18 protein-coding genes are annotated in these 23,644 nt (G+C 70.2%); 7 read left to right on the top strand and 11 right to left on the bottom strand.

What is annotated here, in order from left to right; genetic code table 11:
* Window positions 1-58 precede the first annotated feature (58 nt).
* A complete protein-coding gene (locus FNH04_RS02230; protein WP_152779748.1) occupies window positions 59-748 on the top strand; it encodes a GAF and ANTAR domain-containing protein in 690 nt (229 codons plus the stop codon).
* An 82-nt stretch (window positions 749-830) separates the two neighbouring features.
* On the opposite strand, the gene FNH04_RS02235 is transcribed toward FNH04_RS02230, so the two are convergent.
* The 4 genes from FNH04_RS02235 to FNH04_RS02250 all read right to left on the bottom strand — a co-directional run bounded on the left by FNH04_RS02235 (window position 831) and on the right by FNH04_RS02250 (window position 6,872).
* Window positions 831-1,322 (bottom strand): hypothetical protein, encoded by a 492-nt coding sequence (locus FNH04_RS02235; protein ID WP_152779750.1) that lies wholly within the window; start codon window positions 1,320-1,322, stop codon window positions 831-833.
* On the bottom strand, window positions 1,319-3,829 hold the full coding sequence (locus tag FNH04_RS02240; protein ID WP_322722455.1) for a molybdopterin oxidoreductase family protein: 2,511 nt from the start codon (window positions 3,827-3,829) through the stop codon (window positions 1,319-1,321). Before FNH04_RS02240 ends, FNH04_RS02235 begins: the two co-directional genes overlap by 4 nt.
* Before the next feature lie 249 nt (window positions 3,830-4,078).
* Window positions 4,079-5,260, bottom strand: a complete 1,182-nt coding sequence (locus tag FNH04_RS02245) for a M20 family metallopeptidase (protein WP_152779752.1) — start codon at window positions 5,258-5,260, stop codon at window positions 4,079-4,081.
* A gap of 52 nt (window positions 5,261-5,312) precedes the next feature.
* Window positions 5,313-6,872 (bottom strand): AbgT family transporter, encoded by a 1,560-nt coding sequence (locus tag FNH04_RS02250; protein ID WP_152779754.1) that lies wholly within the window; start codon window positions 6,870-6,872, stop codon window positions 5,313-5,315.
* Window positions 6,873-6,987: 115 nt separating this feature from the next.
* On the opposite strand from FNH04_RS02250, the gene FNH04_RS02255 reads away from it, so the two are divergent.
* Window positions 6,988-8,013: an Lrp/AsnC family transcriptional regulator gene (locus FNH04_RS02255; protein ID WP_152779756.1), complete on the top strand. Its 1,026-nt coding sequence runs from the start codon at window positions 6,988-6,990 to the stop codon at window positions 8,011-8,013.
* Between the two features lie 207 nt (window positions 8,014-8,220).
* On the top strand, window positions 8,221-9,222 hold the full coding sequence (locus tag FNH04_RS02260) for a glycoside hydrolase family 43 protein (RefSeq protein WP_152779798.1): 1,002 nt from the start codon (window positions 8,221-8,223) through the stop codon (window positions 9,220-9,222).
* Window positions 9,223-9,313: 91 nt separating this feature from the next.
* Here the strand turns inward: FNH04_RS02260 and FNH04_RS02265 are convergent, their stop codons facing one another.
* From FNH04_RS02265 to FNH04_RS02285, 5 genes are all read right to left on the bottom strand, one after another.
* The gene (locus FNH04_RS02265; RefSeq protein ID WP_228030983.1) at window positions 9,314-11,050 is read right to left on the bottom strand and encodes a BCCT family transporter; all 1,737 of its coding nucleotides are present in this window, start codon (window positions 11,048-11,050) and stop codon (window positions 9,314-9,316) included.
* 160 nt (window positions 11,051-11,210) lie between these two features.
* On the bottom strand, window positions 11,211-12,332 hold the full coding sequence (locus tag FNH04_RS02270) for an aromatic ring-hydroxylating oxygenase subunit alpha (protein WP_152779758.1): 1,122 nt from the start codon (window positions 12,330-12,332) through the stop codon (window positions 11,211-11,213).
* A gap of 21 nt (window positions 12,333-12,353) precedes the next feature.
* Entirely contained in the window at window positions 12,354-13,502 is a 1,149-nt protein-coding gene (gene solA, locus FNH04_RS02275; protein ID WP_152779802.1) for an N-methyl-L-tryptophan oxidase, read from the bottom strand.
* 225 nt (window positions 13,503-13,727) lie between these two features.
* A complete protein-coding gene (locus tag FNH04_RS02280) occupies window positions 13,728-14,357 on the bottom strand; it encodes an MBL fold metallo-hydrolase (RefSeq protein WP_322722457.1) in 630 nt (209 codons plus the stop codon).
* Entirely contained in the window at window positions 14,354-15,439 is a 1,086-nt protein-coding gene (locus FNH04_RS02285) for an S-(hydroxymethyl)mycothiol dehydrogenase (RefSeq protein WP_152779760.1), read from the bottom strand. The genes FNH04_RS02280 and FNH04_RS02285 overlap by 4 nt, the downstream gene beginning before the upstream one ends.
* A gap of 812 nt (window positions 15,440-16,251) precedes the next feature.
* Here FNH04_RS02285 and FNH04_RS02290 point away from each other — a divergent pair.
* Window positions 16,252-17,073: an IclR family transcriptional regulator gene (locus FNH04_RS02290; RefSeq protein ID WP_152779762.1), complete on the top strand. Its 822-nt coding sequence runs from the start codon at window positions 16,252-16,254 to the stop codon at window positions 17,071-17,073.
* A gap of 84 nt (window positions 17,074-17,157) precedes the next feature.
* On the opposite strand, the gene FNH04_RS02295 is transcribed toward FNH04_RS02290, so the two are convergent.
* Window positions 17,158-18,237 (bottom strand): chorismate-binding protein, encoded by a 1,080-nt coding sequence (locus FNH04_RS02295; protein ID WP_322722459.1) that lies wholly within the window; start codon window positions 18,235-18,237, stop codon window positions 17,158-17,160.
* Between the two features lie 27 nt (window positions 18,238-18,264).
* A complete protein-coding gene (locus FNH04_RS02300) occupies window positions 18,265-20,580 on the bottom strand; it encodes an FdhF/YdeP family oxidoreductase (protein WP_152779766.1) in 2,316 nt (771 codons plus the stop codon).
* A gap of 255 nt (window positions 20,581-20,835) precedes the next feature.
* Between FNH04_RS02300 and purU the strand changes: the two genes are divergently transcribed.
* The 3 genes from purU to FNH04_RS02315 all read left to right on the top strand — a co-directional run bounded on the left by purU (window position 20,836) and on the right by FNH04_RS02315 (window position 23,502).
* Window positions 20,836-21,708, top strand: coding sequence for a formyltetrahydrofolate deformylase (purU, locus tag FNH04_RS02305; RefSeq protein WP_152779768.1), 873 nt, complete (start codon window positions 20,836-20,838; stop codon window positions 21,706-21,708).
* Between the two features lie 292 nt (window positions 21,709-22,000).
* Window positions 22,001-22,321, top strand: coding sequence for a bifunctional 3-phenylpropionate/cinnamic acid dioxygenase ferredoxin subunit (locus FNH04_RS02310; RefSeq protein WP_152779770.1), 321 nt, complete (start codon window positions 22,001-22,003; stop codon window positions 22,319-22,321).
* Window positions 22,318-23,502 carry an NAD(P)/FAD-dependent oxidoreductase gene (locus FNH04_RS02315; protein ID WP_322722462.1) on the top strand — a complete coding sequence of 395 codons (1,185 nt, stop codon included), beginning with the start codon at window positions 22,318-22,320 and terminating at the stop codon, window positions 23,500-23,502. Before FNH04_RS02310 ends, FNH04_RS02315 begins: the two co-directional genes overlap by 4 nt.
* The last annotated feature ends 142 nt before the right edge of the window (window positions 23,503-23,644 follow it).

Genomic DNA, 23,644 nt, shown 5'->3' on the forward strand with positions numbered 1-23,644 from the left:
CTTGCGGGGAAGGCTGGGTAGGCGGTCTGTCCGGCAGTGGCGAGACGCGGAGGACGGTATGGACTGGGGTGTGTTCGCACAGCAGATGGCGTCGATGGCGCGGGACCTCTTGGCCCAGGAATCGGTCGATGCCACCCTGCGACGGATCACCGGCTCGGCCACCGAGCTCGTGGAGGGCTGTGACGCGGCCGGCATCCTCACGCTGAGCGGCGGGGAAGTGGAGACGCTCGCCCCGACGGACAGGCTGGTCATCGACAGTGACCAGCTGCAGGAGCGCCTGGGACAAGGGCCGTGCTTCGACGCCGCCCGCGGTTCGGTGAGCGAGCGGGTCTTCCGCATCACCGACTTCACCCGGGAGCAGCCGCGCTGGCCCGCGTACGCCCCGCAGGCGCGCGCCCTGGGCGTCGGCAGCATGATGGGCTTTCTGCTGTTCACCGAGGACGAAGCCCTCGGCGCGCTGAACCTCTACTCCCACCATCCCGGTGTCTTCACCGAGGCCAGTGAGCTGGCCGGCTGGCTGCTGGCCTCCCACGCCGCGGTCGCGTTCTCCAGTGCCCGCACCCAGGCCCAGCTGGAACAGGCCGTCGCCACCCGTCATGTCATCGGCGAGGCCATGGGCATTCTCATGGGCAGCCACCACCTCACCGAGGAGGAAGCCTTCGACGTCCTGCGCCGTTTCTCGCAGGAGAACAACGTCAAACTCCGTGAGGTCGCCCGCCGGGTCTGCGAACAGGGCAGCCTCTCCTGACCTCGCGCGGGCTGCTCCCCCGCCCGCGCGGGCCGTGGTCCGCGGGCCCAGGACGCCCCGCACCCGCCGATGCGCCCGCTCGTCACGGACTCGTCAGTACCTGGGGGGACAGATTCTTGATCATGGTGTTGGTCCAGCGCATCTGCCGCAGGGTCCGCGGATGACACGCCGACGCCACGGCGAGGAGCCCGTCGTCCCCGGTGGCCTGCGCGATCTGGGCGAGCATCTCCCAGTGCAGGGAGTTCTCCGTGGCGCCCAGGTGCAGTTCCCGCAGATCGCGCAGAAGCAGCAGACCGGGCTCGGGGCGATGGCCCACCGCCTGGACGGCCTTCTCCCTGAGCGTCGACAGCACTCCCCCGGACGGTGCCCCCGCGGAGTCGCCCAGGTCGAGGCCGTGCTCCTGGGCGGTGTCGGCCAGGCGCCCGACGTGTTCCCGGGACCAGCGGGCGAGGTCGGTGGCCACGTGGTGGACCTCATGGTCGGTGCGATGGCGCTCGGCCACGGTCGTCAGCTCCCGCGCGAGGTGCCTCTCGCCATGGTGGAGAGCGCGCAGAACGAGGGTGGTGCCGTTCATCCGGCGTCCTCCTGACGGCTGGGCCGGGCATCCTCACGGCCGTCCCGGTGGGCGTCGGCCGACTGCCTGACGAGGGCGGACGGTCCACCGGTGGTCGCCGGGACGGCGTGGGCTCCGGAGGGGGCGGACGCGGCGGTGGTCGGGGCGGGGGCACTGCGACCGCCGCCGCGTTCCACGAGGCGCAGCGCGGCTGCGGCGGTCTTGAACAGTGGCTGTTTGGAGGCGGGATCCCAGTCGGTGACGGTCGTCTCGTTCGCGGCGCGCCCGGGGGTGTCGCCGTCCGGGCCGTGTCCGGCCTCGGTGTCCCAGTAGCCGTAGTGGAAGGGGACGAACAGCAGTCCCGGACGGATGCCGGTCACCCGCAGTCTCCCTCGCAGGGCGCCGCGCGGCGTGGTGACCTCGACCAGATCGCCCTCGTCGAGTCCGAGCCCGGCCGCGTCCGTCGCGGACGCCTCCACCCACACGTCGGGAGCGGCCTCGTTCAGCTGGGGCGCCCGCGCGGTCTTCGTGCGCGTGTGGAAGTGGTAGATGGTCCGGCCCGTGGTCAGCTGGAACGGGTGGTCGTGGTCGGGTGCCTCGTGCGGCGGCAGGTACGCGGCGGCCTTGATCATGGCCTTGCCGTCGGGGTTGAGGGAGCGGTATTCCACGGCGTCGTCCGACGCTCCGGTCACCAGGTCCTTGCCGTAGGACTCGCAGACGTCGGGATGGGCCCAGCTGATCGTGTCGGTGTAGAGGCGTTCCGTACCGTCCGGGGCCTGTTCGTTGCACGGCCACTGGATGCCGCTCCCACCGCGCAGCCTGTCGTAGGTCAGGCCCGTGTAGTCGCACGGCCGGCCGGCGCTGCACCGTTTCCACGCCTCGAACGCGGACTCCGGATCGTGCCAGGTGACCAAGGGCCCGCCGTCCTTGTCGCGGAAGCCCATCCGGGCCGCGTAGTCGAGGAAGATGTCGAGGTCGGGCCTGGCCTCGCCGGGCGGTTCGACGGCCTTGTCCGACAGATGCACCGTACGGTCGGCGTTGGTGAACGTACCGGTCTTCTCGCCCCACGTCGCCGCGGGCAGGACCACGTCGGCCAGCTGAGCGGTCTCGGTGAGGAACAGATCCTGTACGACCACGAAGAGGCGGTCCTGCGCCAGGATCGAGCGGATGCGGGACAGCTCCGGCAGCGACACCGCCGGGTTGGTACCGCTGATCCACAGCATCCGGACCGAGCCCTGCTCCGCGTAGCGGAACATCTGCATCGCGTGTGTGGGCGGGGCGTAGTGCGGAATGGTCTTCGGATCGACGTTCCACACGCGCGCCAGGTCGGCGACATGGCTGTCGTTCTGCCAGTTGCGGAATCCCGGCAGGTCCCCGTCCGCTCCGCACTCGCGCGTGTTCTGGGCGGTGGGCTGTCCGTTCATCTGCAGGACGCCGGCGCCGGGCCGCCCGAGCATGCCACGGATCAGATGCAGGTTGTTGATCTGCACGGCCGCGGCTGTGGCCTGGTGGGACTGGTAGACCCCCTGCAGCACCGTGGACAGGAGCCCGTCGGCCGTACCGAGGAGTTCCGCGGCCTCGCCGATCCGGGCGGCCGGTACGTCGCAGATCCCGGCCGCCCACTCGGGGGTGCACTCCTTCACCCGGGACGCCAGCTCCTCGAACCCGACCGTGTGGGTCGCGACGTAGTCGTGGTCGACGCGATCCGTACGAATGATCTCGTGCAGCAGCGCGTTGAGCAGGGCCACGTTCGTACCGCCCCGCGGAGCCAGATGCACGGTCGCCTCGCGGGCCACCGGCGTCGGCCGCGGGTCGACACACACCAGACGGGGCGGATCGCCGCCCTCCAGCCTGTCGAGGATCCGCATCCACTGCACGGGCTGCGTCTCGGCGATGTTGTGCCCGAACAGCGCGATCACATCGGCGTGGTCGATGTCGTCGTAACTGCCGGGCTGCCCGTCGCAGCCGAAGGACTCCTTCAGCGCCTCGGCGGCCGTGGACGTGCACAGGCGGGTGTTGCCGTCCAGGTGGTTGGTGCCGATACCGGCCCGGGCCAGCACCGTGAGCGTGTAGTACTCCTCCAGGAACAGCTGGCCGGTGGTGTAGAAACCGATCGACCCCGGACCGCGTTCGTCCAGCAACTCCCGGGAGCGGGCGACGATCCGTTCCATCGCGGTGCCCCAGTCGCACTCCACCAGACGGCCGTCCCGGCGGACCAGGGGCCTGGTCAGCCGGTCCGGTGAGGCGTTGGCCTGCCAGCCGAACAGGTCCTTCGGCCCCAGCCGGCCACGATTGACACGATCGTCCGCCCGGCCCCGCACACCGGCCATGCGCCCGTCCACGACCGCGATGTCCATGGCGTCCCCGTCGGAATGAAGAACCGACGCGGTCTGCACCCACCGCCGCACCTGCTCCGGCTCGACACCCGCGTCCAGATATGTGTCCACGCGCACAGGCCACGGCTCATGGCGACCATACGGAGTACGGCTGCCCCATGGCCGGGCGATCCGGTCCACCGAAGCGTCCACGCCTACCTCCCAGCGACACCGACGGCACCGGACGCGCCGCGCGTCATCGGTACCCCTTGCCGCAGCCGTCTAACAGCCCCGGGGCACCACTCCGACTGCCGGGCGGGCCGTACGAGACGGGAGATGCGGCCCTCGCCGGGTGCCGTCTCGAGTTCTAGGCGGCCGCCGTGGTCCCCGGCGACGGTGGCCGCGAGGCGAGACCAGGCCGCTGCCGCCGGGGAGCGAGCGGGAGGGGCCGGCCCGCCCGGCTCAGCCCCGCAGCGGTTCCGCCAGTCGTCCCAGCAGTCCCGCGACCAGGGCGGTCTGGGCGGGCACCGTGTCGGGGTGGATGAACTCGCCCTGGGCGTGGGCGCCGTCGCCGACCGCGCCCATGCCGCACAGCACCGGCAGGCCCAGGGCGGCGACGAAGTTGGCGTCGCTGGCGCCGCCGACGGCTGCGTCGGGCAAGCCGTCGCGGCCCTGCTCGCGGGCGACCTCGCGGGCGAGGTCGAGTACGGGGGCGGATGCGGCGTTGAGGGTCATCGGCGGCCGGTTCCAGGCGTGGTCGATGTGGATACGGACACGGGGGTCGCTGACCTCGATGGCGTCGAACTCGGCGTCCACGCGGTCCTGTTCGGCCTCGCTGCCGACCCGGATGTCGACGCTGGCGGTGGCCTGCCCGGCAACGACGTTGGTGGCGGAACCGCCCTTGATGAGTCCGGTGTTGATCGTGGTCCCCTTGTCGGGCGCGGCGACGGCCGCGGCGGCGACCACGAACTCGGACAGCGCGGTGATCGCGCTCGCCCCGTCCTGAGGCGCGAGTCCGGCATGCGCCTCGACGCCGGTGGCCGTGACCCGGAAGATCCCGGAGCCCTTGCGGGCGGTCTTGACCGCGCCGTGGGCGCTCGGCTCCAGCACCAGCGTGACGTCCACCTTCTGCGCGACCTCCTCGATCACCGGGCGCGAGGAAAGGGAGCCGATCTCCTCGTCGCCGTTGAAGAGGAAGGTGACGGTGGGCACGGGCGCGCCGTTCTCCCGGGCCAGCTTCAGGGCCCAGATGCCCTGGGCCAGGCCGGTCTTCATGTCGAAGATGCCCGGCCCGCTGAGCTTCTCCCGACCGTCGCCGGACGCCTCCGGCTGCTCCCATCCGGCGAGGGTGCCCGTCGGCCATACGGTGTCGTAGTGGCCGACGAGGGCGACATGCCCGGCACTGGTACCGGTGTAGGTCAGGGTGAGGGTGTCGCCGTACGCGCCGCCGGGATGGCGCTGTTCGTGGTCGGGCTGCCCGAGCCGGTGGACGGCCAGCTCGCGCAGGAGGTCCAGGCCCGCCGCGAGGGCGGACAGGTCGTAGCTGCTGGTCTCGTGGCGGACGAGGGTCAGGATGTCGGTGACGATCTCCGACGAGGCGTCCTGGGCGCGGGCGGTGAGGGCGGCAGCATGCGATGCGGTCATGGTCTGCTTTCTCATAGGACGGTGTGGGGGTGCGATTCCTGGTGGTGCGGGGTCAGCCGATGCCGAAGGGGATGCCCAGCAGGTACCAGGCCACGAAGAACGCGATCCAGACGACCCAGACGACGGCGGCGATCGGGATCGTGAAGGAGGCCAGGGTGCCGATGCCGGCGGACTTGCGGTACTGCTGGACGAAGCCCAGCGCCATCACGAAGTACGGGCTCATCGGGGTGACGCAGTTGGTGACGGAGTCGGCGACGCGGTAGACGGCCTGGGTGGTCTCGGGCTCGATGCCGATGAGCATCAGCATGGGCACGAGCACCGGTGCGGCCAGCGCCCACAGCGCGGAGCCGCTGGTGATGAGGAGGTTCATGAACGTGATCAGCACGGCGACGCCGACGAGCACGGTCCAGCCGTGCAGGTCCAGGTCGCGCAGGGTCTCCGCGCCCTTGACGGCGAGGATGTTGCCGATGTTCGTCCACTTGAAGTAGGCGAGGAACTGCGAGATCGCGAAGAAGAGGACGAGGATCGGCGCCATCGACCGGGTGCCGTCGACCATCGCGGCGATGATGTCGCGAGCGGCCGAGAAGGTGCCGGTCATCCGGCCGTGGACGGTGCCGAGCAGGGCGAAGAACACACCCAGGACGAGCGCCATCCCGCCGATCAGCGGGGAGTCGACGATGCCGCCGCCCTCGCCGCGCAGAGGTGAGGACGCGGGGATCGTCGCCGCCGCGAGGAACGCGGCGAAGCCGAGGGCGACCAGCCCGGTGACGCGCAGGGCTCGGCGCTGCCGCCCGGTGACCTCGATCGCCTCCCGTTCGGTGGCGCTCAGTTCGGCGACCGGCTCATCGGGCTCCAGGTCCGAGCGGCGGGCGATGACCTTGTCGACGACGAGGGTGATCACCAAGGCCACGACGACCGACGAGCCGAGCCCGAAGAAGTAGTTCGCGACCGGGGTGACCACGTGGTCGGCGTCGACGGTGTGGGCGGCGGCGGTGGAGATCGACGACAGCAGTACGTCGGTGGTGGTGAGCGACGGCGAGGCGTCGTATCCGGCGGAGATCGAGACGTACGCGACGATGCAGCCGAGCACCGGACTGCGGCCCGCCGCACGGTAGACGAGTGCGCCGAGCGGGATGAGGGTGACGTAGGCGGCGTCACCGGCAACGTGGCTGACCATGGCCGTCATCGACAGGGCGAAGGTGAGGTACCTGCCCGGCACCCGAGCGACCATACGGCGCAGCAGGGCCGAGAACAGTCCGCTCTTCTCGGCGACGGCGATGCCGAACATCACGGTGAGGATGGTGGCCAGGGGCGGGAAGGCCGCGAAGTTGTCGACGGCCCCCTCGACGGCCATCGTCAGGCCGTCCTTGCTGAGCAGGCTCAGCACCCTGATGGTCTCGTGGGTGCCGGGGTGCTCGGCGCTGACGCCGACCGCCGCCAGTACGGCACTGAGGACGGCGACGACCCCCGCGAGTATCCAGAACAGCCAGAAGGGGTTGGGGAGTTTGTTACCGACCTTCTCGATGGCCGCGAAGCTCCGGAACGCGGTGCGCAGGACTCTCGACTGTGGCTCGGCCGGCTGGGGCTGAGGCTGGGCGGAGGTGGCACTCATCGGTACCTCTTCCTGCATGCGAGGGATGTTCCTGCATACGATGGCATCAGAGTGAGAGATTCTCTAGCCCCTGGACGTAACGGCGGGATGAATCGGCAGTCTAAGGTGGGGCACCATGACCCGTCCTCTCCTCGACGAGCTCGACCGGCGCCTCATCGGCGCGCTGCACCTGGCGCCCCGGGCCACCTGGGACGACATCGGCGGGATCCTGTCCGCCGACGCCGGCACGCTCAAACGCCGTTACGACCGGCTGTACGAGGCCCGGATGGTCCGTGTGATCGGGCAGGCCGACTGGGGCATGCACTCCACGGCGATGCCGGTCCACGTCTTCCTCGACATCACCGGCGAGACCCCGCTCGCCGTCCTCCACCGGCTCCGCGACCTGCCCCACCTCCAGCTCCTGGCGCAGATCTCCGGCGACTACCCCCTGTACGCCGTCGTCCACGCCCCCTCAGAGGCGGCCACCAGCGAGGCGATCGACCGGATGTTCTCCATCCCCGGCGTCCGCCGCGTCAACGCGCTGCCCGCGCTCAGCACGCTGCGCCGGGGCATCACCTGGGACCCCCAGTTCCTGACCGGCACGGAACGGGCCGAGCTGCTCAAGCTGGCCGGCGCGCGGCCGGAAGGCACCGCGACGGCGAAGCCCCCCGCCAAACCCCTGAGCGAGGCCGAGCGCACGGTCGTCGCCCGACTCATCCAGGACAGCCGGGCCTCCGCCGCGAGCATCGCCCGGGCCGCCGGACTGGCCACCTCCACCGCACACCGCGTCGTCCGCCGGGTCCTCGACGAGGGATGGGTCAAACCGCGCCTGGAGGTCGTGTCGGAATGGCTGGGCTTCCAGACCCCGTTCATACTGCGCCTGCGCGTGGCCCCGGGCGAGACCCCCGACGTCATGCGCCGCATCGACCAGCTCCCCCAGACCCGGCTCGCCGCCCACGTCGCCAGTGACATGTCCGTCCTCGCCACCGGCCTGGTCACCGACCGCTCGGCCCTGGCGCGCTTCATCGACGACGAACTGGCCAGGATCCCCGGCATCATCACCGTCAGCGTCGACGTCATGCTCGCCGAGCCGCGCCGCTACTGGCTGGACCGGGACCTGGCCTCGGGCCTCGGCGCATTCCACGCGCCGAGGCTGCTGTGAGCCCCCATAGCGAGGAAGCGCCGACGAGAAAACGTCGGCGGGCCGGGCCACCTGAAGCCACCGTCAGGTCGGCGAGCACCGCCATACCCGCGGCTGCATGGCGGCTCCCTGCGAGCAGCAGCGTGCGCGCCGCTTGGTGGCGACAGCCCGCCGGCGTCCGCCGACACCACGTCGGCGTACGCTTCGACCGTGGCTGACACCGAACCGATGCGGCTTCCCGACATGCCGCTGCACGATCCGTACGTCGTCGCCGACAGGAAGACCCTCACCTACTACCTCTACACGTCCAACGACCCGTCCGTATCGGGCGTGGACGGCACCGGCACGATGGTCTACCGCAGCCACGATCTGCGCGACTGGACGCGGCCCGCCGTGGTCTTCCTGGCCGCCGCGCAGAAGGGAATGTGGGCGACCGACGGCGGATGGGCGCCGGAGGTGCACGAATGGCGCGGCAAGTACTACCTGTTCACCACACTGCACAACCGGGACAGGCCACTTCCGGTACCACCACCCAACCAATGGGGCACACCGTTCCGGGTCCCGAACCACATGCGCGGCACGGTCACCGCCGTGTCCGACTCGCTGCTGGGTCCCTTCACGGTCATCGACCCGTCACGCCCCACCCCGCCCGAGAACCTCATGACCCTCGACGGCACACTCCACGTCGACCCGTCCGGACAGCCCTGGATGGTGTACGCGCACGAGTGGCTGCAGACCATCGACGGAACCATGGAAGCGATCCGGCTGGCTCCGGACCTGTCCGGGACGATCGGAGATCCGGTCTTCCTGTTCAAGGCCTCGGACGCGTTCTGGATCGGCGAGCAGATCCCCAGCGGCGCACCCCACCAGATCCCGCCCTATGTCACGGACGGCCCGCAGCTCTACCGCACCCCTGACGGATCCTTGCTCATGCTGTGGTCGACGTACGAGAAGAACGTGGCCGGCCAGGACGGCACCGTCGGCGGCGGCTATGTACAGACCTATGCCGTCTCGGCATCCGGCACCATCGAGGGGCCGTGGCAGCAGCACCGGCCGTTGGTCCGCGACGACAGCGGTCACGGCATGCTGTTCCACACCTTCGACGGCCGGCTGATGATGGTCCTCCACCGCCCCTTCGACAACGCTCGGGGGAAGCTGTACGAGATGGAGCTCCTCGGACACGAGCTACGGGTGCTCCGCCACCGCACCGACCTCGACGGTGGCGGATGACGCGCTCGGCGATGACCGGAGCGGCGACGGAGGGCGGGGCCGTGGCCGAACGCGTCGGTTCCACGGCCCCGCTGGTGTCGGTCCTCCGGTCTCAGAGCGCGGAGGAGGATGTCGATTCGGTGGAGACGGTCCTGTCCGAGGACTCGGAGGGACCGATACGGATCTCGAAGTCGCCGTCGTACTTCTCGTGGCCGGCGATGACGGCTGTCTCGATGGCTTCCTTGCCCATCCGCCCACGGATGATGAGCGGGTCCTGGCGCAGATCGCGGGTGAGTGCGAGGCACAACCCGACCATCACCAGGGTGAAGGGGGCCGCCGCGAGGATGGTGAGGTTCTGCAGCCCGGTGAGCGCGTCGCCCTTGCCGCCGCCGATGAGCAGCATGATCGCGGCGACCGCCCCGGTCAGCACGCCCCAGAACACCACGACGGGCCGGGTCGGTTCCAGGGACCCGCGCTGCGAGAGCGTCCCCATCACGATCGAGGCGGCGTCGGCGCCGGAGACGAAGAAGATCCCGACGAGGATCATCACCACGATGCTCGTCACGGTGGCGATCGGGTACTGCTGGAGCACGTCGAAGAGCTGGCCCTGGGCCGTCGCGGCGTCGCTGAGGCGCTTTTCGTCCTGCAGGTGCATCGCCGAGCCGCCGAAGATCGCGAACCACAGCAGGCTGACCGTGCTGGGCACCAGGATGACCCCGCCCACGAACTGCCGGATGGTCCGGCCACGGCTGATACGCGCGATGAACATGCCGACGAAGGGCGTCCAGGAGATCCACCAGGCCCAGTAGAAGACCGTCCAGCCGGCCAGCCAGTCGGCGACTCCCTCACCGCTGGACGCCTCGGTACGCCCGGCCATCTCGGTCAGATCACCCAGGAACGCACCGATGGAGGTGGGCAGCAGGTCGAGGATGAAGATGGTCGGGCCGACGAGGAACACGAAGACCGCCAGGGTCACCGCCAGCACCATGTTGATGTTGGACAGCCACTGGATGCCCTTCTCGATCCCGGACACCGCCGAGGCGACGAACGCCACCGTCAGCACCGCGATCACGACGACCAGCAGTCCCGTGCCGACCGATCCCAGCCAGCCCAGTCCGGTGAAGCCGCTGCCGATCTGCAGGGCGCCGAGCCCCAGGGAGGCCGCAGAGCCGAAGAGGGTGGCGAAGATGGCCAGGATGTCGATGACCCGGCCGCCCCAGCCGTTCGCCCGCTTCTCACCGATCAGCGGGGTGAAGACGGCACTGATCAGCTGCCGGCGTCCACGCCGGAAGGTGCTGTAGGCGATGGCCAGACCCACGACCGCGTACATCGCCCACGGGTGCAGCGTCCAGTGGAAGAGGGTCGTGGCCATGGCGGTCTCCATGGCCTGGGCGGCGTCGGCCGGGTCGGTGCCCGGCGGTGGCGTGATGAAGTGCGACAGCGGTTCGCTCACGCCGTAGAACATCAGGCCGATGCCCATACCCGCGCTGAACATCATCGCGATCCACGAGACCGTACGGAACTCCGGCTGCTCACCCTCCTTGCCGAGGGTGATCCGCCCGTAGCGGCTCATCGCCAGCCAGAGGGCGAAGACGACGAAGCCCGAGGCGGCGAGGACGAACGCCCAGCCGCCGTTTCGGATGGTCCCGTCCAGCAGCGTCCCGGACACGCTCTCCAGCGTGTCGGTCGCCGTTGCTCCCCATATGACGAAGGCGAGGGTGAGGGCCGCGGCGACGCCGAAGACGACGGGGTCCGTCCGAGGGCTGGAGGTGGTCGCCGGGCTTCCCGGCAGATCTGCCTCGACGGGATGGCTTCGGCTCCCGTCCGCTGCGGGTGTTGTTTTTGTCATGCTCGTCCTTTCACAGGCGGCAGTGGGGGCTTTATCGGGGGTCGGTCAGCAGTTCACGTCGGCGGCCTGCCGGCCGTGTCGGACGGAGTCGGACTGCCCGCGCGGCAGTCCGGCCCGGGGCGTGCAGAGGGAAAGTCGTACAGAGGGACAGGGGGTGGCCTCAGGCGCTGAGCATCTTCTGCAGCCACGTGTGGAAGCCGCCGATGTGGTGCTCGCTGGGGACGAGGACACCGCCCCTGGCGTAGGCGCGGGAGCTCATCCCCGGCTGGGTGCGCTCGCAGGCATCGAAGTCCTGCAGGTTGACGCGGTGAAAGAGCTCCACCGACCGGTCCACGTCCTTGCCGCTCTCCACGACATGGGGGAGGTAGAGCCAGTCGCACTCCACGACCGTGCGGTCGTGCGCCACCGGGTACATACGGTGGAAGATCACGTGGTCGGGCACGAGGTTGATGAAGACCTGGGGCTTGACCGTGATCGCGTAGTAGCGACGGTCCTGCTCCTCGGCGACGCCGGGGATGCGGTCCAGGCCCTCGGAGCCGTCGACGGTGAAGCCCTGGACCTCCTCACCGAACTCGGCGCCGTGGCCGACGTAGTACTGAGCCGCGTAGCCGTCCGCGAACTCGGGCAGGACCTCCGTCAGTTCCGGGTGGATGGTCGCGCAGTGGTAGCACTCCATGAAGTTCTCGATGATGAGCTTCCAGTTGGCCTTGACGTCGTAGGTGATCCTCCGGCCCACCTGGAGGTCATCGATCCCGTAGCGCTCGATCGACTCGACGTCGCCGAGCCGCTCGATGATCGCGCCGAGCACGTCGTCCTCGAAGGACGGCGGGGTGTCGGCGAGGCACACCCAAACAAAACCGAGCCATTCCCGGACGTGGACGTTGATCAGGCCGTACTCGACCCTGTCGATGTCCGGCATCGACGTCAGGTTGGGCGCGGCGACCAGCTTGCCGTCCAGACCGTAGGTCCAGGCGTGGTAGGGGCACTGGAAGGCGCGCTTGACCTCGCCCGACTCCTCCGTGCACAGCTTGGCACCGCGGTGCCGGCAAACGTTCAGAAAGGCCTTGATCGAGCCGTCCCGGGAGCGGGAGACCAGCACGCTCTCCCGCCCGACCTGGTAGGTGCGGAACTGACCGGGCTTGGCCAGGTCGGAGGCGCGGGCCGCGCAGAACCACATGGCCTCGAAGATCCGCTCCTGCTCCAGGGCGAAGATCTCCGGGTCGGTGTAGTGCTCCCCGGACAGCGTGGAGATCAGGCTGGAGGGCAGGTTCGTCAGGGTCATCGTGTCACCTTCGGGAAGACGTCAGACGCGCACACGGCGGGGGTCGAACAGGGCGATGGAGTGCTTGGTGGTGCCTTCGGTGGCCAGGTCGGCGAGGATCTCGCCGACCACGGGTACGAACTTGAAGCCATGGCCGGAGAACCCGCACGCCACGGTCACCCGGGGGTGGTCGGGGTGCTGGGAGACGACGAAGTGCTCGTCGGCGGTGTTGGCATACATGCAGGCCGCGGCCTTGAGGAAGCTGCCGGGCAGGGTGGGGATACGCGTGCGCAGGTACTCGGACATGGCCGTGATCTCGTCCGGGTGGATCCGTCGGTCGAGGCTGTCCGGGTCGCTGGGGACGCCCTTGCGGAAGAAGGCGACCTTGGCGCCGCCTTCGGCTCCGTCGAGGGCGGGGAAGCCGTAGATCCGGGTGCCGTCCGGGTCCTCCCAGATGTAGACGGGGTGCCGGTCGGCGGAGAACGGGCCGACACCGCTCTCGGGCTGGAACCAGTACATGACCTGCCGTTCCACTGTCACGTTCACGCCCAGGTCGGGGAGGAGCTTGGAAGCCCACGCCCCGGGGGCGATGACCAGCCGGTCGGCGGTGTACGCGCCGCGGTCGGTGACCACCCAGGCCTTGCGGCCGGGTCCGTCGGCCTCCCAGCCGAGCACGCCCTCCGCGAAGTGAAGCTCGGCGCCATGGGCCTGGGCCAGTTCCAGGTGGGCGGTGACGGTCGCCTCCGGCAGGGCCACGCCCGCTCTGCGCTCGTGGAAGCCGACGTCCTCGGCGGCGGGGCGGAACGTCGGGAAGCGCCGCCTGATGTCGGCGGCGGTGAGGACCTCGTGGTCCAGGTCCCATCGCCGGGCGCTGTCCAGGGTGCCGGCGAATGCCGCGCTGCTCTCGCGGCCGATCATCAGGCCGCCGGTTTCGATGAAGACCTCCCGTCCCGAGTCGACCGCGAGCTTCTCCCACAGTTCGTGGGCACGGAGCAGCAGGGGAACGTAGGCGGAGTCCTCGAAGTAGGCCTGCCGGTAGATGCGGGATCCACCGTGGCTGGAGCCGAGGTTGTGGGCCGGGCCGAAGCGCTCCAGGCCGAGCACTCGCCGGCCGCGGGCGGCGAGGTGGTAGGCGGCCGCGCTGCCCATCCCGCCCAGACCGACGACGATCACGTCGTACGAAGCGGGCATGTCCATCTCCTGGATCTTGCTGACGATGCGGTGGTGGTGCGGGGTGCCTCGGGGCGGTTCGGCGCCGGATACGGGACATCCCGGGGTCCCCGGGCGGTGACGTCCGTCCAGCCGCGCGCTGTCGGTTCGTCGCTGGGCGCGCAGCCGACGGTGCCGGCACCGATGACGACCACCTCCGGCCGTGCCGCCATGGTCTTCCTCCAGATGGTGTGCGTGAGGGGCGGATCAGTGTCCGCGGGCGACCCAGGCGTCGAGGTCGGGTGCTTCGGCTCCGATGGATGTCGTACTGCCGTGTCCGGTGTGGACGGTGGTCTCGGCGGGGAGGGTGAGCAGCCGGTCTCGGATCGAGGCGATGATGGTGCCGAAGTCGGAGTACGAGCGCCCGGTGGCGCCCGGGCCGCCCTGGAAGAGGGTGTCGCCGGAGAACAGGGCCTCCAGCTCCGGCGCGTGGAGGCAGACCGCTCCGGGAGAGTGCCCGGGGGTGTGCAGCACGTACAGTTCCGTGCCGGCGACGGCCAGCAGCTCGCCGTCGACCAGCTCCCAGTCGGGTTCCCGCTCCGGGTGGACGGCCTTCCACAGCACCGTGTCGGCGGGATGGAGCAGGACGGGTGCGCCGAAGCGGGCGGCGAGCTCCGGGGCTGCGTTGATGTGGTCGTTGTGGGCGTGGGTGCACACGATGGCGACCAGGCGCCGGGTGCCGACCGCCGCGGCGATCGCCGCGGCGTCGTGCGCGGCGTCGATGACGATGACCTCCCGGTCGTCGCCGACCAGCCAGACGTTGTTCTCCACCTCCCAGCTGCCGCCGTCCAGTTGGAAGGTGCCGGAGGTGACCAGGTGCTCGATCCGCGCGGTCACAGGATCACCACCGAGCGCAGGACCTCGCCGCGGTGCATCTTCTCGAACGCCGTCTCCACCTGGTCCAGCGCGATCTCCTCGCTGACGAAGGCGTCCAGGTCGAGGCGTCCCTGCAGGTAGAGGTCGATCAGGGCGGGGAAGTCCCGGGAGGGCAGGCAGTCGCCGTACCAGGAGGACTTCAGTGCCCCGCCGCGGCCGAAGACGTCCAGCAGCGGCAGCTCCAGCTTCGTCTCGGGCGTGGGTACGCCCACGAGGACGACCGTGCCGGCCAGGTCGCGGGTGTAGAAGGCCTGCTCGTAGGTCTCGGGACGGCCCACCGCGTCCACGACGACGTCGGCGCCGAATCCGCCCGTCAGGGCGCGGATGGCCTCGACGGCGTCGGTCCGGGAGGAGTTGACGGTGTCGGTGGCGCCGAAGGACCCGGCCCGCTCCAGCTTCCGCTCGTCGACGTCGACGGCGATGATGCGGCTCGCGCCGGCCACCTTGGCGCCGGCGATGGCGGCCATGCCCACGCCTCCGCAGCCGATCACGGCGATCGAGTCGCCCCGGCCGACAGCGCCGGTGTTGACCGCGGCACCGAACCCGGCCATCACGCCGCAGCCGAGCAGGCCCGCCGCGGCGGCTGATGCCGCCCTATCGACCTTGGTGCACTGTCCGGAGGCAACGAGCGTCTTCTCGGCGAACGCGCCGATGCCGAGCGCGGGGGCGAGCGGCGTACCGTCGAGCAGCGTCATGGGCTGGGTCGCGTTGTGTGTCGAGAAGCAGTACCACGGCTTGCCCTTGCTGCAGGCGCGGCACTGGCCGCAGACCGCACGCCAGTTGAGGACGACGAAGTCGCCGGGCGCGACGTCCGTGACGCCTTCGCCGACCGCCTCGACCACCCCTGCGGCCTCGTGACCGAGCAGGAAGGGGAACTCGTCGTTGATTCCGCCCTCCCGGTAGTGGAGGTCGGTGTGGCAGACACCGCACGCCCGGACCTGCACCAGCGCCTCACCCGGGCCGGGGTCCGGCACCAGGATGTTCTCCACCGAGACGGCAGCGCCTTTCTTCAGGGCGACGACGGCGCGTACCTCGTGGGTCATGTGTCGAGCTCCTCGCTGAGGAAGCGGCCGAGCAGGTGATTCGGCCGGACGTTCTGTGACGGGCGGGGCGCCGGATCAGGTGGGAGATCGGCGGGGGAAGGGGAGGGTGAGCCCGGCATAGCCGCCGAGACCTCGCATGTTGCGTATGATGCACTGGCGCTCGCTATGAGCAACAACAATCTCTGTCCCCGCAGGGACGGCTGTCAAGAGGTCGGCAGGAGCGGAGTTGCCCGACCGCGATCCGAGTCGGCGGCAAGGCCCGCCGGGCCGGTGGGACACCCCGCCGAGAGCGCGGCGACACCGCCCACAGCCTTGACGGCCCCCCGTCGCGCACCCATCATGTTGCGCCTAGCGATTCCTGTTTCTCATTGCACAACACGCGCGGCGCATGACGGCCGCCCGGCGGTTCCGGCTGCCGCGGCCCGTCCCCTTACGGAGACAAGGAAATGAGCATGACCATCAGCCTCAACGCCGGATCGCCGCGCGCCGGGCGCCGACGGGTGCGAGGACAGGAAGGATCCGTTCCTCGACGGCCACGCCGCGAGTAGATCGCCGCATCCCGCCCGTTCGCGGTACGTCACCGTGTCCCGCCCGTTCGCGGTGAACGGCAGACGGACCACGCCCAAGCGCGAGTCGGCCGGAAGGTGCCGCCGAGGTTGGCCACCCTCCCGCGCCGCCGTCGGCCACCACCGGGAGCCGGCGGAACGCCGGCAGTGGAGAGCCGCTCCGAGACCGCGCTCCCCGGGCCGTCCGCGACCAGGAACCGACCGAAGAGAGACCCAAGGACGGCACATCATGCATAGCGCTGCGTCATGAGCAACAATCCGCAGGGGCGGCAAGGGCTTCCGGAGAAGTCGGACGCTCCCTTCCACGCAGAGTCTCCGGTGCAGTCGGTGGACCGCGCTGTGGGCATCCTCGAACTCCTCGGGCGCCGGGGCCAGGCAGGTGTCACCGAGATCGCCGCTGAACTGGGAGTGCACAAGTCGACGGCGTCCCGGCTCGCCGCCACCCTGGAGCTGCGTGGCCTCATCGAGCAAACGGACGAGCGAGGCAGGTACCGCCTGGGCCTCGGTCTGGTCCGCCTGGCGAGCGCCGCAGCAGTCCGACCGGACCTGTCCCAGCAGAGCCGCCCGGTCTGCGAGCAGTTGGCTTCGCAGGTCGCGGAGACCATCAACCTCGCAGTCCTGGACGAGGACGCCGCCGTCAACATCGACCAGGTGCTCGGCCCCTCCACCATCACCACGCACAACTGGTTGGGGCGGCGTACGCCCTTGCACGCCACCTCCAGCGGCAAGGTACTCCTGGCGCATCTCCCCGAGTCCGTGCTCGAAAGCAGGCTCGCCACTCCTCTGGAGAGCCACACGCCGCGCACCGTCACCCAGCCGGACGTCCTGCGGGCGCAGTTGCGGCGCGCCCTCGGGGATGGCTGCGCCTACAGCTTCGAGGAGCTCGAAACAGGCCTCAACGCCGTGGCCGCACCCATCTTCACCTTCAATGGGCAGGTGGTGGCCGCCCTCAGCGTCTCAGGGCCCTCGTTCCGGCTGACCGAGGAGCGTCTGGTCGACATCTCCCCCGTGGTACGGGCCGCGGCCGGGGAGATCTCCGCCCGGCTGGGCCATCTTCGCTCCGGCTGAGTGCGGGAACTCAGGGCCTGCGGGCCACCCACCGGTCGGGCTCGGCGAGTTGGAGCTCAACCGCATCCACTCAACCGCATCCGCTCAACCGCGCCTACTCAACCGCGCCTGCTCAACCGGCCTGCTCAACCGGTACGCCCCCGACGCCACCGCGAGCAGCCGGGACGCCTTCAGCTGAGTCTCGGCCCACTCGCGCTCGGGGTCGGAGTCCCAGGTGATCCCCGCACCGGTGCCGAAGCGCAGTACCGGCCCGCCCGGCGCGCCGCGGTCGATCCAGAAGGTCCGGATGCCCACCGCGAGCCCGCCCGTGCCGCGGTCGGCGTCGACCCAGCCGATGCCACCGCAGTACGGGCCGCGGGGCACACTCTCCAGCGCCGCGATGACGCGCAGCGCGCTGGACTTGGGGGCTCCCGTGACGGACCCCGGCGGGAACGTTCCGGCGAACAGCTCCGGCCATCCGGCGCGTTCGGCGAGCTCGCCGCGGACGGTGGACACGAGGTGCACCAGGCCGGGGTGTTCCTCGACCTCACACAGGGCGGGGACGGTCACGGAGCCGGTGGCGCAGACGCGTCCCAGGTCGTTGCGGACCAGGTCCACGATCATCACGTTCTCGGCGTGGTCCTTGTCGAGGAGGTCCTCGGCGGTCCGGCCCGTGCCCTTGATGGGACCGGACTCCACCGTACGGCCGTCGCGGCGGAGGAAGAGCTCGGGCGAGGCCGTGGCCACCTCGATTCCGTGCGCAGGGAGACGGACCGTGCCTGCGTACGGGGCTGGATTGCCGCGCGCCAGCAGGGCGGCGAGGGCGTCGACGTCCGCGTGCTCCGGGTCGGGCAGCGGCGCGGACAGGACCCGGCACAGGTTCGCCTGGTAGACCTCGCCGGCCGCGATGTACTCGCGTATGCGCCGGACCCCGGCTGTGTAGGCGGCCCGGTCGAGAGAGGACATCCAGGTGTCCGGTGCCGGGCCGCGCCACGCCCCGGGCTGCGGAGCGGGCACGGGCGCACGGCGTACGTCACCGAAACGCGCGCACACCAGGCGCCCCTCGAAGTCCGCGACCACGGCCCAGAAACCGGCGGAGTCGAGGGCCGCGGGATCGCTGGTCACGTCCCGGAGGTCGGTGGCGACGAGTCCGCCGAAGCGGGCCAGAGGGGCGAGATCGTGCACGGTTCCGCTCATCGGGCGCGCCGAGCGTCAAGCACTCGGGGACGCGCCGACGGAGGCCGCTTCCAACCGGACGACGATGGACTTCGACGTGGGGGTGTTGCTGATGGCTGCCGTGGAGTCCACGGGTACCAGGACGTTGGTCTCGGGAAAGTAGGCGGCGCAGCAGCCTCGGGGCGTCGGGTACGAGACCGTTCGGAAGGCCGGTGCCCTGCGCTCCACGCCGTCCCCGTACTCGCTGACGATGTCGACCAGGTCCCCGTCGGCCAGCCCTCGTTCGGCGAGGTCGTCGGGGTGCAGGAAGAGGACCCGCCGCCCCTGGTGGATGCCGCGGTAGCGGTCGTCCAGGCCGTAGATGGTGGTGTTGTACTGGTCGTGGGAGCGGAGCGTCTGCAACAACAGCCGGCCCGGCGGGACGTGCGGCCTCTCCAGCACGTTGGCGGTGAAGTTGGCCAGGCCGGTGGAGGTGGTGAACCGGCGTTCGTCGCGCGGGGGGTGGGGCAGGGCGAAGCCGCCCGGCTGCCGTACCCGGGCATTGAAGTCCTCGAAGCCGGGGATCACGCGTTCGATGCGGTCACGGATACGGTCGTAGTCCGACTCGAACTCCTCCCACGGCACCGGGGAGCCGGCGTCCCCCAGAGTCGCCCGTGCCATGCGGCAGATGATCGCGACCTCGCTGAGCAGATGCTCGGACGCGGGCTTGAGCCGCCCCCGGGAGAGGTGCACCATGCCCATGGAGTCCTCCACCGTCACCAACTGCGGCCCGGTCGGCCGCAGGTCGGCTTCGGTTCGGCCGAGGCAGGGGAGGATGAGTGCCTGCTCCCCGGCGATGACGTGCGATCGATTGAGCTTGGTCGAGATCTGGACGGTGAGGCGACAGCGCCTGAGCGCCTGTTCGGTCAGGTCGGTGTCGGGGGCCGCGGCGACGAAGTTGCCGCCCAGGGCGACGAAGACCCGCACCTGGCCGTCGCGCATGGCGCGGATGCTCTCCACCGCGTCGTGACCGTGGTGCCGCGGGGGCGTGAACGCGAACTCGCTGCCGAGCGCGTCCAGGAACGCGTCACCGGGTTTTTCGTAGATGCCCATCGTCCGGTCGCCCTGCACGTTGGAATGGCCGCGTACCGGGCAGAGGCCGGCGCCCGGACGGCCGATGTTGCCGCGGAGCAGAAGGAAGTTCACGACATCGCGGATGGTGGGCACCGAGTGGTGGTGCTGGGTGAGCCCCATCGCCCAGCAGACGACGGTCTTCTCGGCGGCCAGCACGTGGCGGAAGGCCTCCCGGATCTCCTCCTCGGGCAGGCCGGTGGCCTCCAGGATGTCGTCCCACGACGCCTTGCGGGCGTGCTCGGCGAACTCCTGGAAGCCATGCGTGTACCGGTCGATGAAAGAGGTGTCGAGGACCGTGCCGGGGGCTTCGTTCTCCGCCTCCAGCAGCATGCGGTTGAAGGCCTGGAACAGCGCCTGGTCTCCGCCCAGCCTGATCTGCAGGAACTGGTCGGCCAACCGTGTGCCGCCGCCGAGGACGCCGGAGGGCCTCTGGGGGTTCTTGAACCGGAGCAGCCCTGCCTCGGGCAGGGGGTTGACCGCGATGACGCGGGCGCCCCGGCGCTTGGCCTCTTCCAGTGCGGAGAGCATGCGGGGGTGGTTGGTGCCGGGGTTCTGGCCGACCACGAGGATGAGATCGGCCTCATAGAGGTCGTCCAGGCTGACGCTGCCCTTGCCGATGCCGATGGTCTCCGTCAGAGCCGATCCGCTCGACTCGTGGCACATGTTGGAGCAGTCCGGCAGGTTGTTGGTGCCGAACATCCGGACGAAGAGCTGATAGACGAACGCGGCCTCGTTGCTCGCCCGTCCGGAGGTGTAGAAGGCGGCCTGATCGGGGTGGTCGAGCGCGGCGAGTTCCCGGGCGATGACGGCGAACGCGTCGTTCCAGGAGATCGGCCGGTAACGGTCGCTGCCCGCCGGGCGGTACATGGGGTGGGTGAGACGTCCCTGCTGCCCGAGCCAGTAGTCGGTGCGGGGAAGCAGCTCTTCCAGGGTGTGGTCGGCGAAGAAGTCAGGGGTGACGCGGCGGACGGTGGCCTCCTCGGCCACCGCCTTGGCCCCGTTCTCGCAGAACTCCGCCCGGTGCCGGTGCTCCGGCTCGGGCCAGGCGCAGCCCGGACAGTCGAAGCCCTTTTTCTGGTTGACCTGGAGCAGGGTGAGCAGACTGCGGCGGGCCCCCATCTGTTCGCCGGCGTGCCGCAGCGAGGAGGTGACCGCGGGGATTCCGGCGGCGTATTCCTTCGGGGGGCCCACCCGCAGACGGGCGTCGCCGGGGTCCTCAGCAGGTGCCTTGCGGGTCATCTTCTGCGCCACTCCGCGGTGTAGGGGAATCAGGGCCATTCCATCGCCGGGCGTCGCGGCCGGTCGTTCCGGGAGCCGCCACCCAGGCCACAGGCGGTTGCGAAATACGCAACAGTAGCGTGATGCGCAACTTCCCTAAGGAAGCCCGACCGGCGGGCCCCTGTCAAGACCACCCCTTGACCCGACCGCCCTCCGACTCCCAGGATGTTGCGCATCGCTCACCGCGTTGCGCAATACGAAGCATCGGAGGAAATCATGCCCCCTCGTCCGCAACCCGGCCGCGAGTTCGTCCTGGCCCTCTCCTGCGCCGAACAGGCCGGACTCGTCCACGCCGTCAGCGGCTTCCTCGTCCAGCACTCCGGCAACATCCTGGAGAGCCGGCAGTTCGACGACCGACTGCACGACCGCTTCTTCATGCGGGTGCACTTCGAGATCTCCGACCCCGGCACCGGACTGCAGGAGCTGCGTTCCGGTTTCACACCGGTGGCGGAGGCGTTCGGGATCGCCTGGCGGATGCACGACGCCTCGTCGCCGACGCGCACGCTGCTGATGGTGTCGAAGTTCGGCCACTGCCTGAACGACCTGCTGTTCCGCATGAGTGCGGGCGCCCTCAACATCGACGTCCCGGCAATCGTCTCCAACCACCGCGATCTCCAGCCGCTCGCGGAGAGTTACGGCATCCCCTTCCACCACATCCCGGTGACCCGGGAGACGAAGACCGAGGCGGAGGGGCGGCTGATGGAGCTGGTCGACGAGCTCGGTGTCGACCTGGTGGTACTGGCCCGCTACATGCAGATCCTCTCGGACGACCTGTGCAAGCGGCTCGACGGCCGAGCCATCAACATCCACCACTCCTTCCTGCCGAGCTTCAAGGGGGCACGGCCGTACCGCCAGGCGCACGAGCGCGGCGTGAAGCTGGTCGGAGCCACCGCCCACTACGTCACCCCGGACCTGGACGAGGGGCCGATCATCGAACAGGACGTCGTCCGCGTGGACCACGCGCACGACCCGGACGAGCTGGCCGCCGTCGGCCGGGATGTCGAGGCGAAGGTGCTGGCCCGGGCCGTGGAGTGGCACAGCCAGAGCCGCGTGATGACCAACGGGAACCAGACCGTGATCTTCCGCTGAGCTCGCATGCGAGCCGCCGGACGCGGCCTTCACACCCGGCCGTCCGGCCAGGGCACCCGCCCCGCGCGGCCCCCGACAGTCGGGGTCACCGGGTCCGCTCAACCGGGTCCGCTCAACCGGGTCCGTTCTCTTGACAACCCTCTCGCCCCCGGAAAACATGTTTCGAATAACGAATCATGTTGCGCTATGCGAGACAACTTTCCGATTCGACTTCCCTTCCCCGTCCCCAACCGGGAATCCGCCCCGGTCGACGGCTCCCGCCCCTGCCGGGCACCCGCAACGGAGGTTCCCCATGATCACGGTGTGCCGGATCGAAGACCTGCCGCCTGGAGAGTCCATGCGTGTCACCGACGGCGTTCCAGCCCCCATCGCGCTGTTCAACGCCGACGGCGCGGTGTACGCCATTGACGACACCTGCACGCATCAGGACGCCTCACTGGCCGACGGCTGGCTGGAGGGCTGCTTCGTCGAATGCCCCCTTCACGCGGCGTCGTTCGACCTCCGCACCGGTCGGCCGACGTGCTTGCCGGCCAAGGCGCCGGTCCGTACCTACCCGGTCACCGTGGAGGACGGCCACGTCCTGCTCCACGTCAGCGTCGGGGAGCCCGTGTGAAGACGATCGCTGTCATCGGAGCCTCACTCGCAGGCCTCAGTACGGTGCGCGCACTGCGCACCGAGGGCTACGACGGCGACATCGTCGTCGTGGGCGAGGAGCGCCACCAGCCCTATGACCGACCGCCGTTGTCCAAGGACTTCCTCAAGGGCGATATCAGCGCCGACGCACTCGCGCTCGGCAGCGCGGAGGAGTACGAGGAGCTGCGGGTACGGTGGCTGCTCGGACGGCGCGCGGTCGGCCTCGACCCCGCGGCCCGCGCCATCACCCTGTCCGACGGCCAGGAGCTGCACGCCGACGGCGTGGTCATCGCGACCGGCGCCGGCGCCCGGACGGTCCCGGGCGCCGACGGGCTTGCCGGCATCCACACCCTCCGCTCCCTGGACGATGCCGAGGCCCTGCGCGCGGATCTCCTGAACGGTCTGCCCCGAGTCGTCGTCATCGGCGCCGGCTTCGTCGGAGCCGAGGTTGCCTCCACCGCCCACCGGCTCGGGCTGCAGGTCACCGTCATCGAGGCGCTCGACGTGCCACTCGAGCGCGCCCTCGGCCGCGAGATGGGCCTGCTGTGCTCCTCCCTGCACACCGATCACGGAGTGCGCCTGCAGTGCGGAACCGGCGTGACCGGGTTCAGTTCGGGGAACGGCCGCGTCACCGGGGTGCATCTGGCCGACGGGCGCCTGGTGCCCGCCGACGTCGTCCTGGTCGGAGTCGGCGTGCGGCCCGCCACCGACTGGCTGGCCGGTTCCGGCGTCCACGTCGACGACGGCGTGGTCTGCGACACCGGATGCGCGACCAACGTCCCTCAGGTGGTGGCTGTCGGTGACGTCGCCCGCTGTCCTCACCCCTTCACCGGGCGCCACGCACGCATCGAGCACTGGACCAGTGCCATGGAGCAGGCCGGCACCGCGGCCCGCACCCTGCTCTCCGGCACATCCGCACCGCCTCCCTCCCGTCCCCCCTACTTCTGGTCCGACCAGTACCGGATACGCATTCAGCTCGCCGGGCACGTCCTCCCCGGCGACCGGCCCGAACTGCTCGACGGCGACTACGAAAGCCGTTCCTTCACGGCCGTTTACCGGCGCGAGGGCCACCCCGTCGCGGTTCTCGCCATGGACCAGCCGAAGCTCTTCAACCGGCTCCGCCGCACACTTGTCCCGGCCGTCGCGGCAGCCGCCCCGTGACCCGGCCAGAGCCCGCGGCACCGCTTCCGCGGCTCGCGACGAGCATCCCGCAGCACCCGCGACACACGCGGTACACGCGGTACACGCCTCGTACCGTCGGCCGGCCGTTCGGGCCGCGTGCCGAGCACATCGCCGGCGCGCT

This window comes from Streptomyces phyllanthi, assembly GCF_009377205.1.
GTDB classification, from domain to species: Bacteria; Actinomycetota; Actinomycetes; order Streptomycetales; family Streptomycetaceae; genus Streptomyces; species Streptomyces phyllanthi.

What these genes read in the sequence shown, in the direction of transcription:
- FNH04_RS02235 (WP_152779750.1), bottom strand. Translation starts at nt 1,322, where the DNA reads ATGAACGGCACCACCCTCGTTCTGCGCGCTCTCCACCATGGCGAGAGG.
- FNH04_RS02230 (WP_152779748.1), top strand. Translation starts at nt 59, where the DNA reads ATGGACTGGGGTGTGTTCGCACAGCAGATGGCGTCGATGGCGCGGGAC.
- FNH04_RS02300 (WP_152779766.1), bottom strand. Translation starts at nt 20,580, where the DNA reads ATGACCCGCAAGGCACCTGCTGAGGACCCCGGCGACGCCCGTCTGCGG.
- FNH04_RS02265 (WP_228030983.1), bottom strand. Translation starts at nt 11,050, where the DNA reads ATGACAAAAACAACACCCGCAGCGGACGGGAGCCGAAGCCATCCCGTC.
- FNH04_RS02260 (WP_152779798.1), top strand. Translation starts at nt 8,221, where the DNA reads ATGCGGCTTCCCGACATGCCGCTGCACGATCCGTACGTCGTCGCCGAC.
- solA (WP_152779802.1), bottom strand. Translation starts at nt 13,502, where the DNA reads ATGCCCGCTTCGTACGACGTGATCGTCGTCGGTCTGGGCGGGATGGGC.
- purU (WP_152779768.1), top strand. Translation starts at nt 20,836, where the DNA reads ATGCCCCCTCGTCCGCAACCCGGCCGCGAGTTCGTCCTGGCCCTCTCC.
- FNH04_RS02245 (WP_152779752.1), bottom strand. Translation starts at nt 5,260, where the DNA reads ATGACCGCATCGCATGCTGCCGCCCTCACCGCCCGCGCCCAGGACGCC.
- FNH04_RS02270 (WP_152779758.1), bottom strand. Translation starts at nt 12,332, where the DNA reads ATGACCCTGACGAACCTGCCCTCCAGCCTGATCTCCACGCTGTCCGGG.
- FNH04_RS02290 (WP_152779762.1), top strand. Translation starts at nt 16,252, where the DNA reads ATGAGCAACAATCCGCAGGGGCGGCAAGGGCTTCCGGAGAAGTCGGAC.
- FNH04_RS02310 (WP_152779770.1), top strand. Translation starts at nt 22,001, where the DNA reads ATGATCACGGTGTGCCGGATCGAAGACCTGCCGCCTGGAGAGTCCATG.
- FNH04_RS02250 (WP_152779754.1), bottom strand. Translation starts at nt 6,872, where the DNA reads ATGAGTGCCACCTCCGCCCAGCCTCAGCCCCAGCCGGCCGAGCCACAG.
- FNH04_RS02285 (WP_152779760.1), bottom strand. Translation starts at nt 15,439, where the DNA reads ATGACCCACGAGGTACGCGCCGTCGTCGCCCTGAAGAAAGGCGCTGCC.
- FNH04_RS02255 (WP_152779756.1), top strand. Translation starts at nt 6,988, where the DNA reads ATGACCCGTCCTCTCCTCGACGAGCTCGACCGGCGCCTCATCGGCGCG.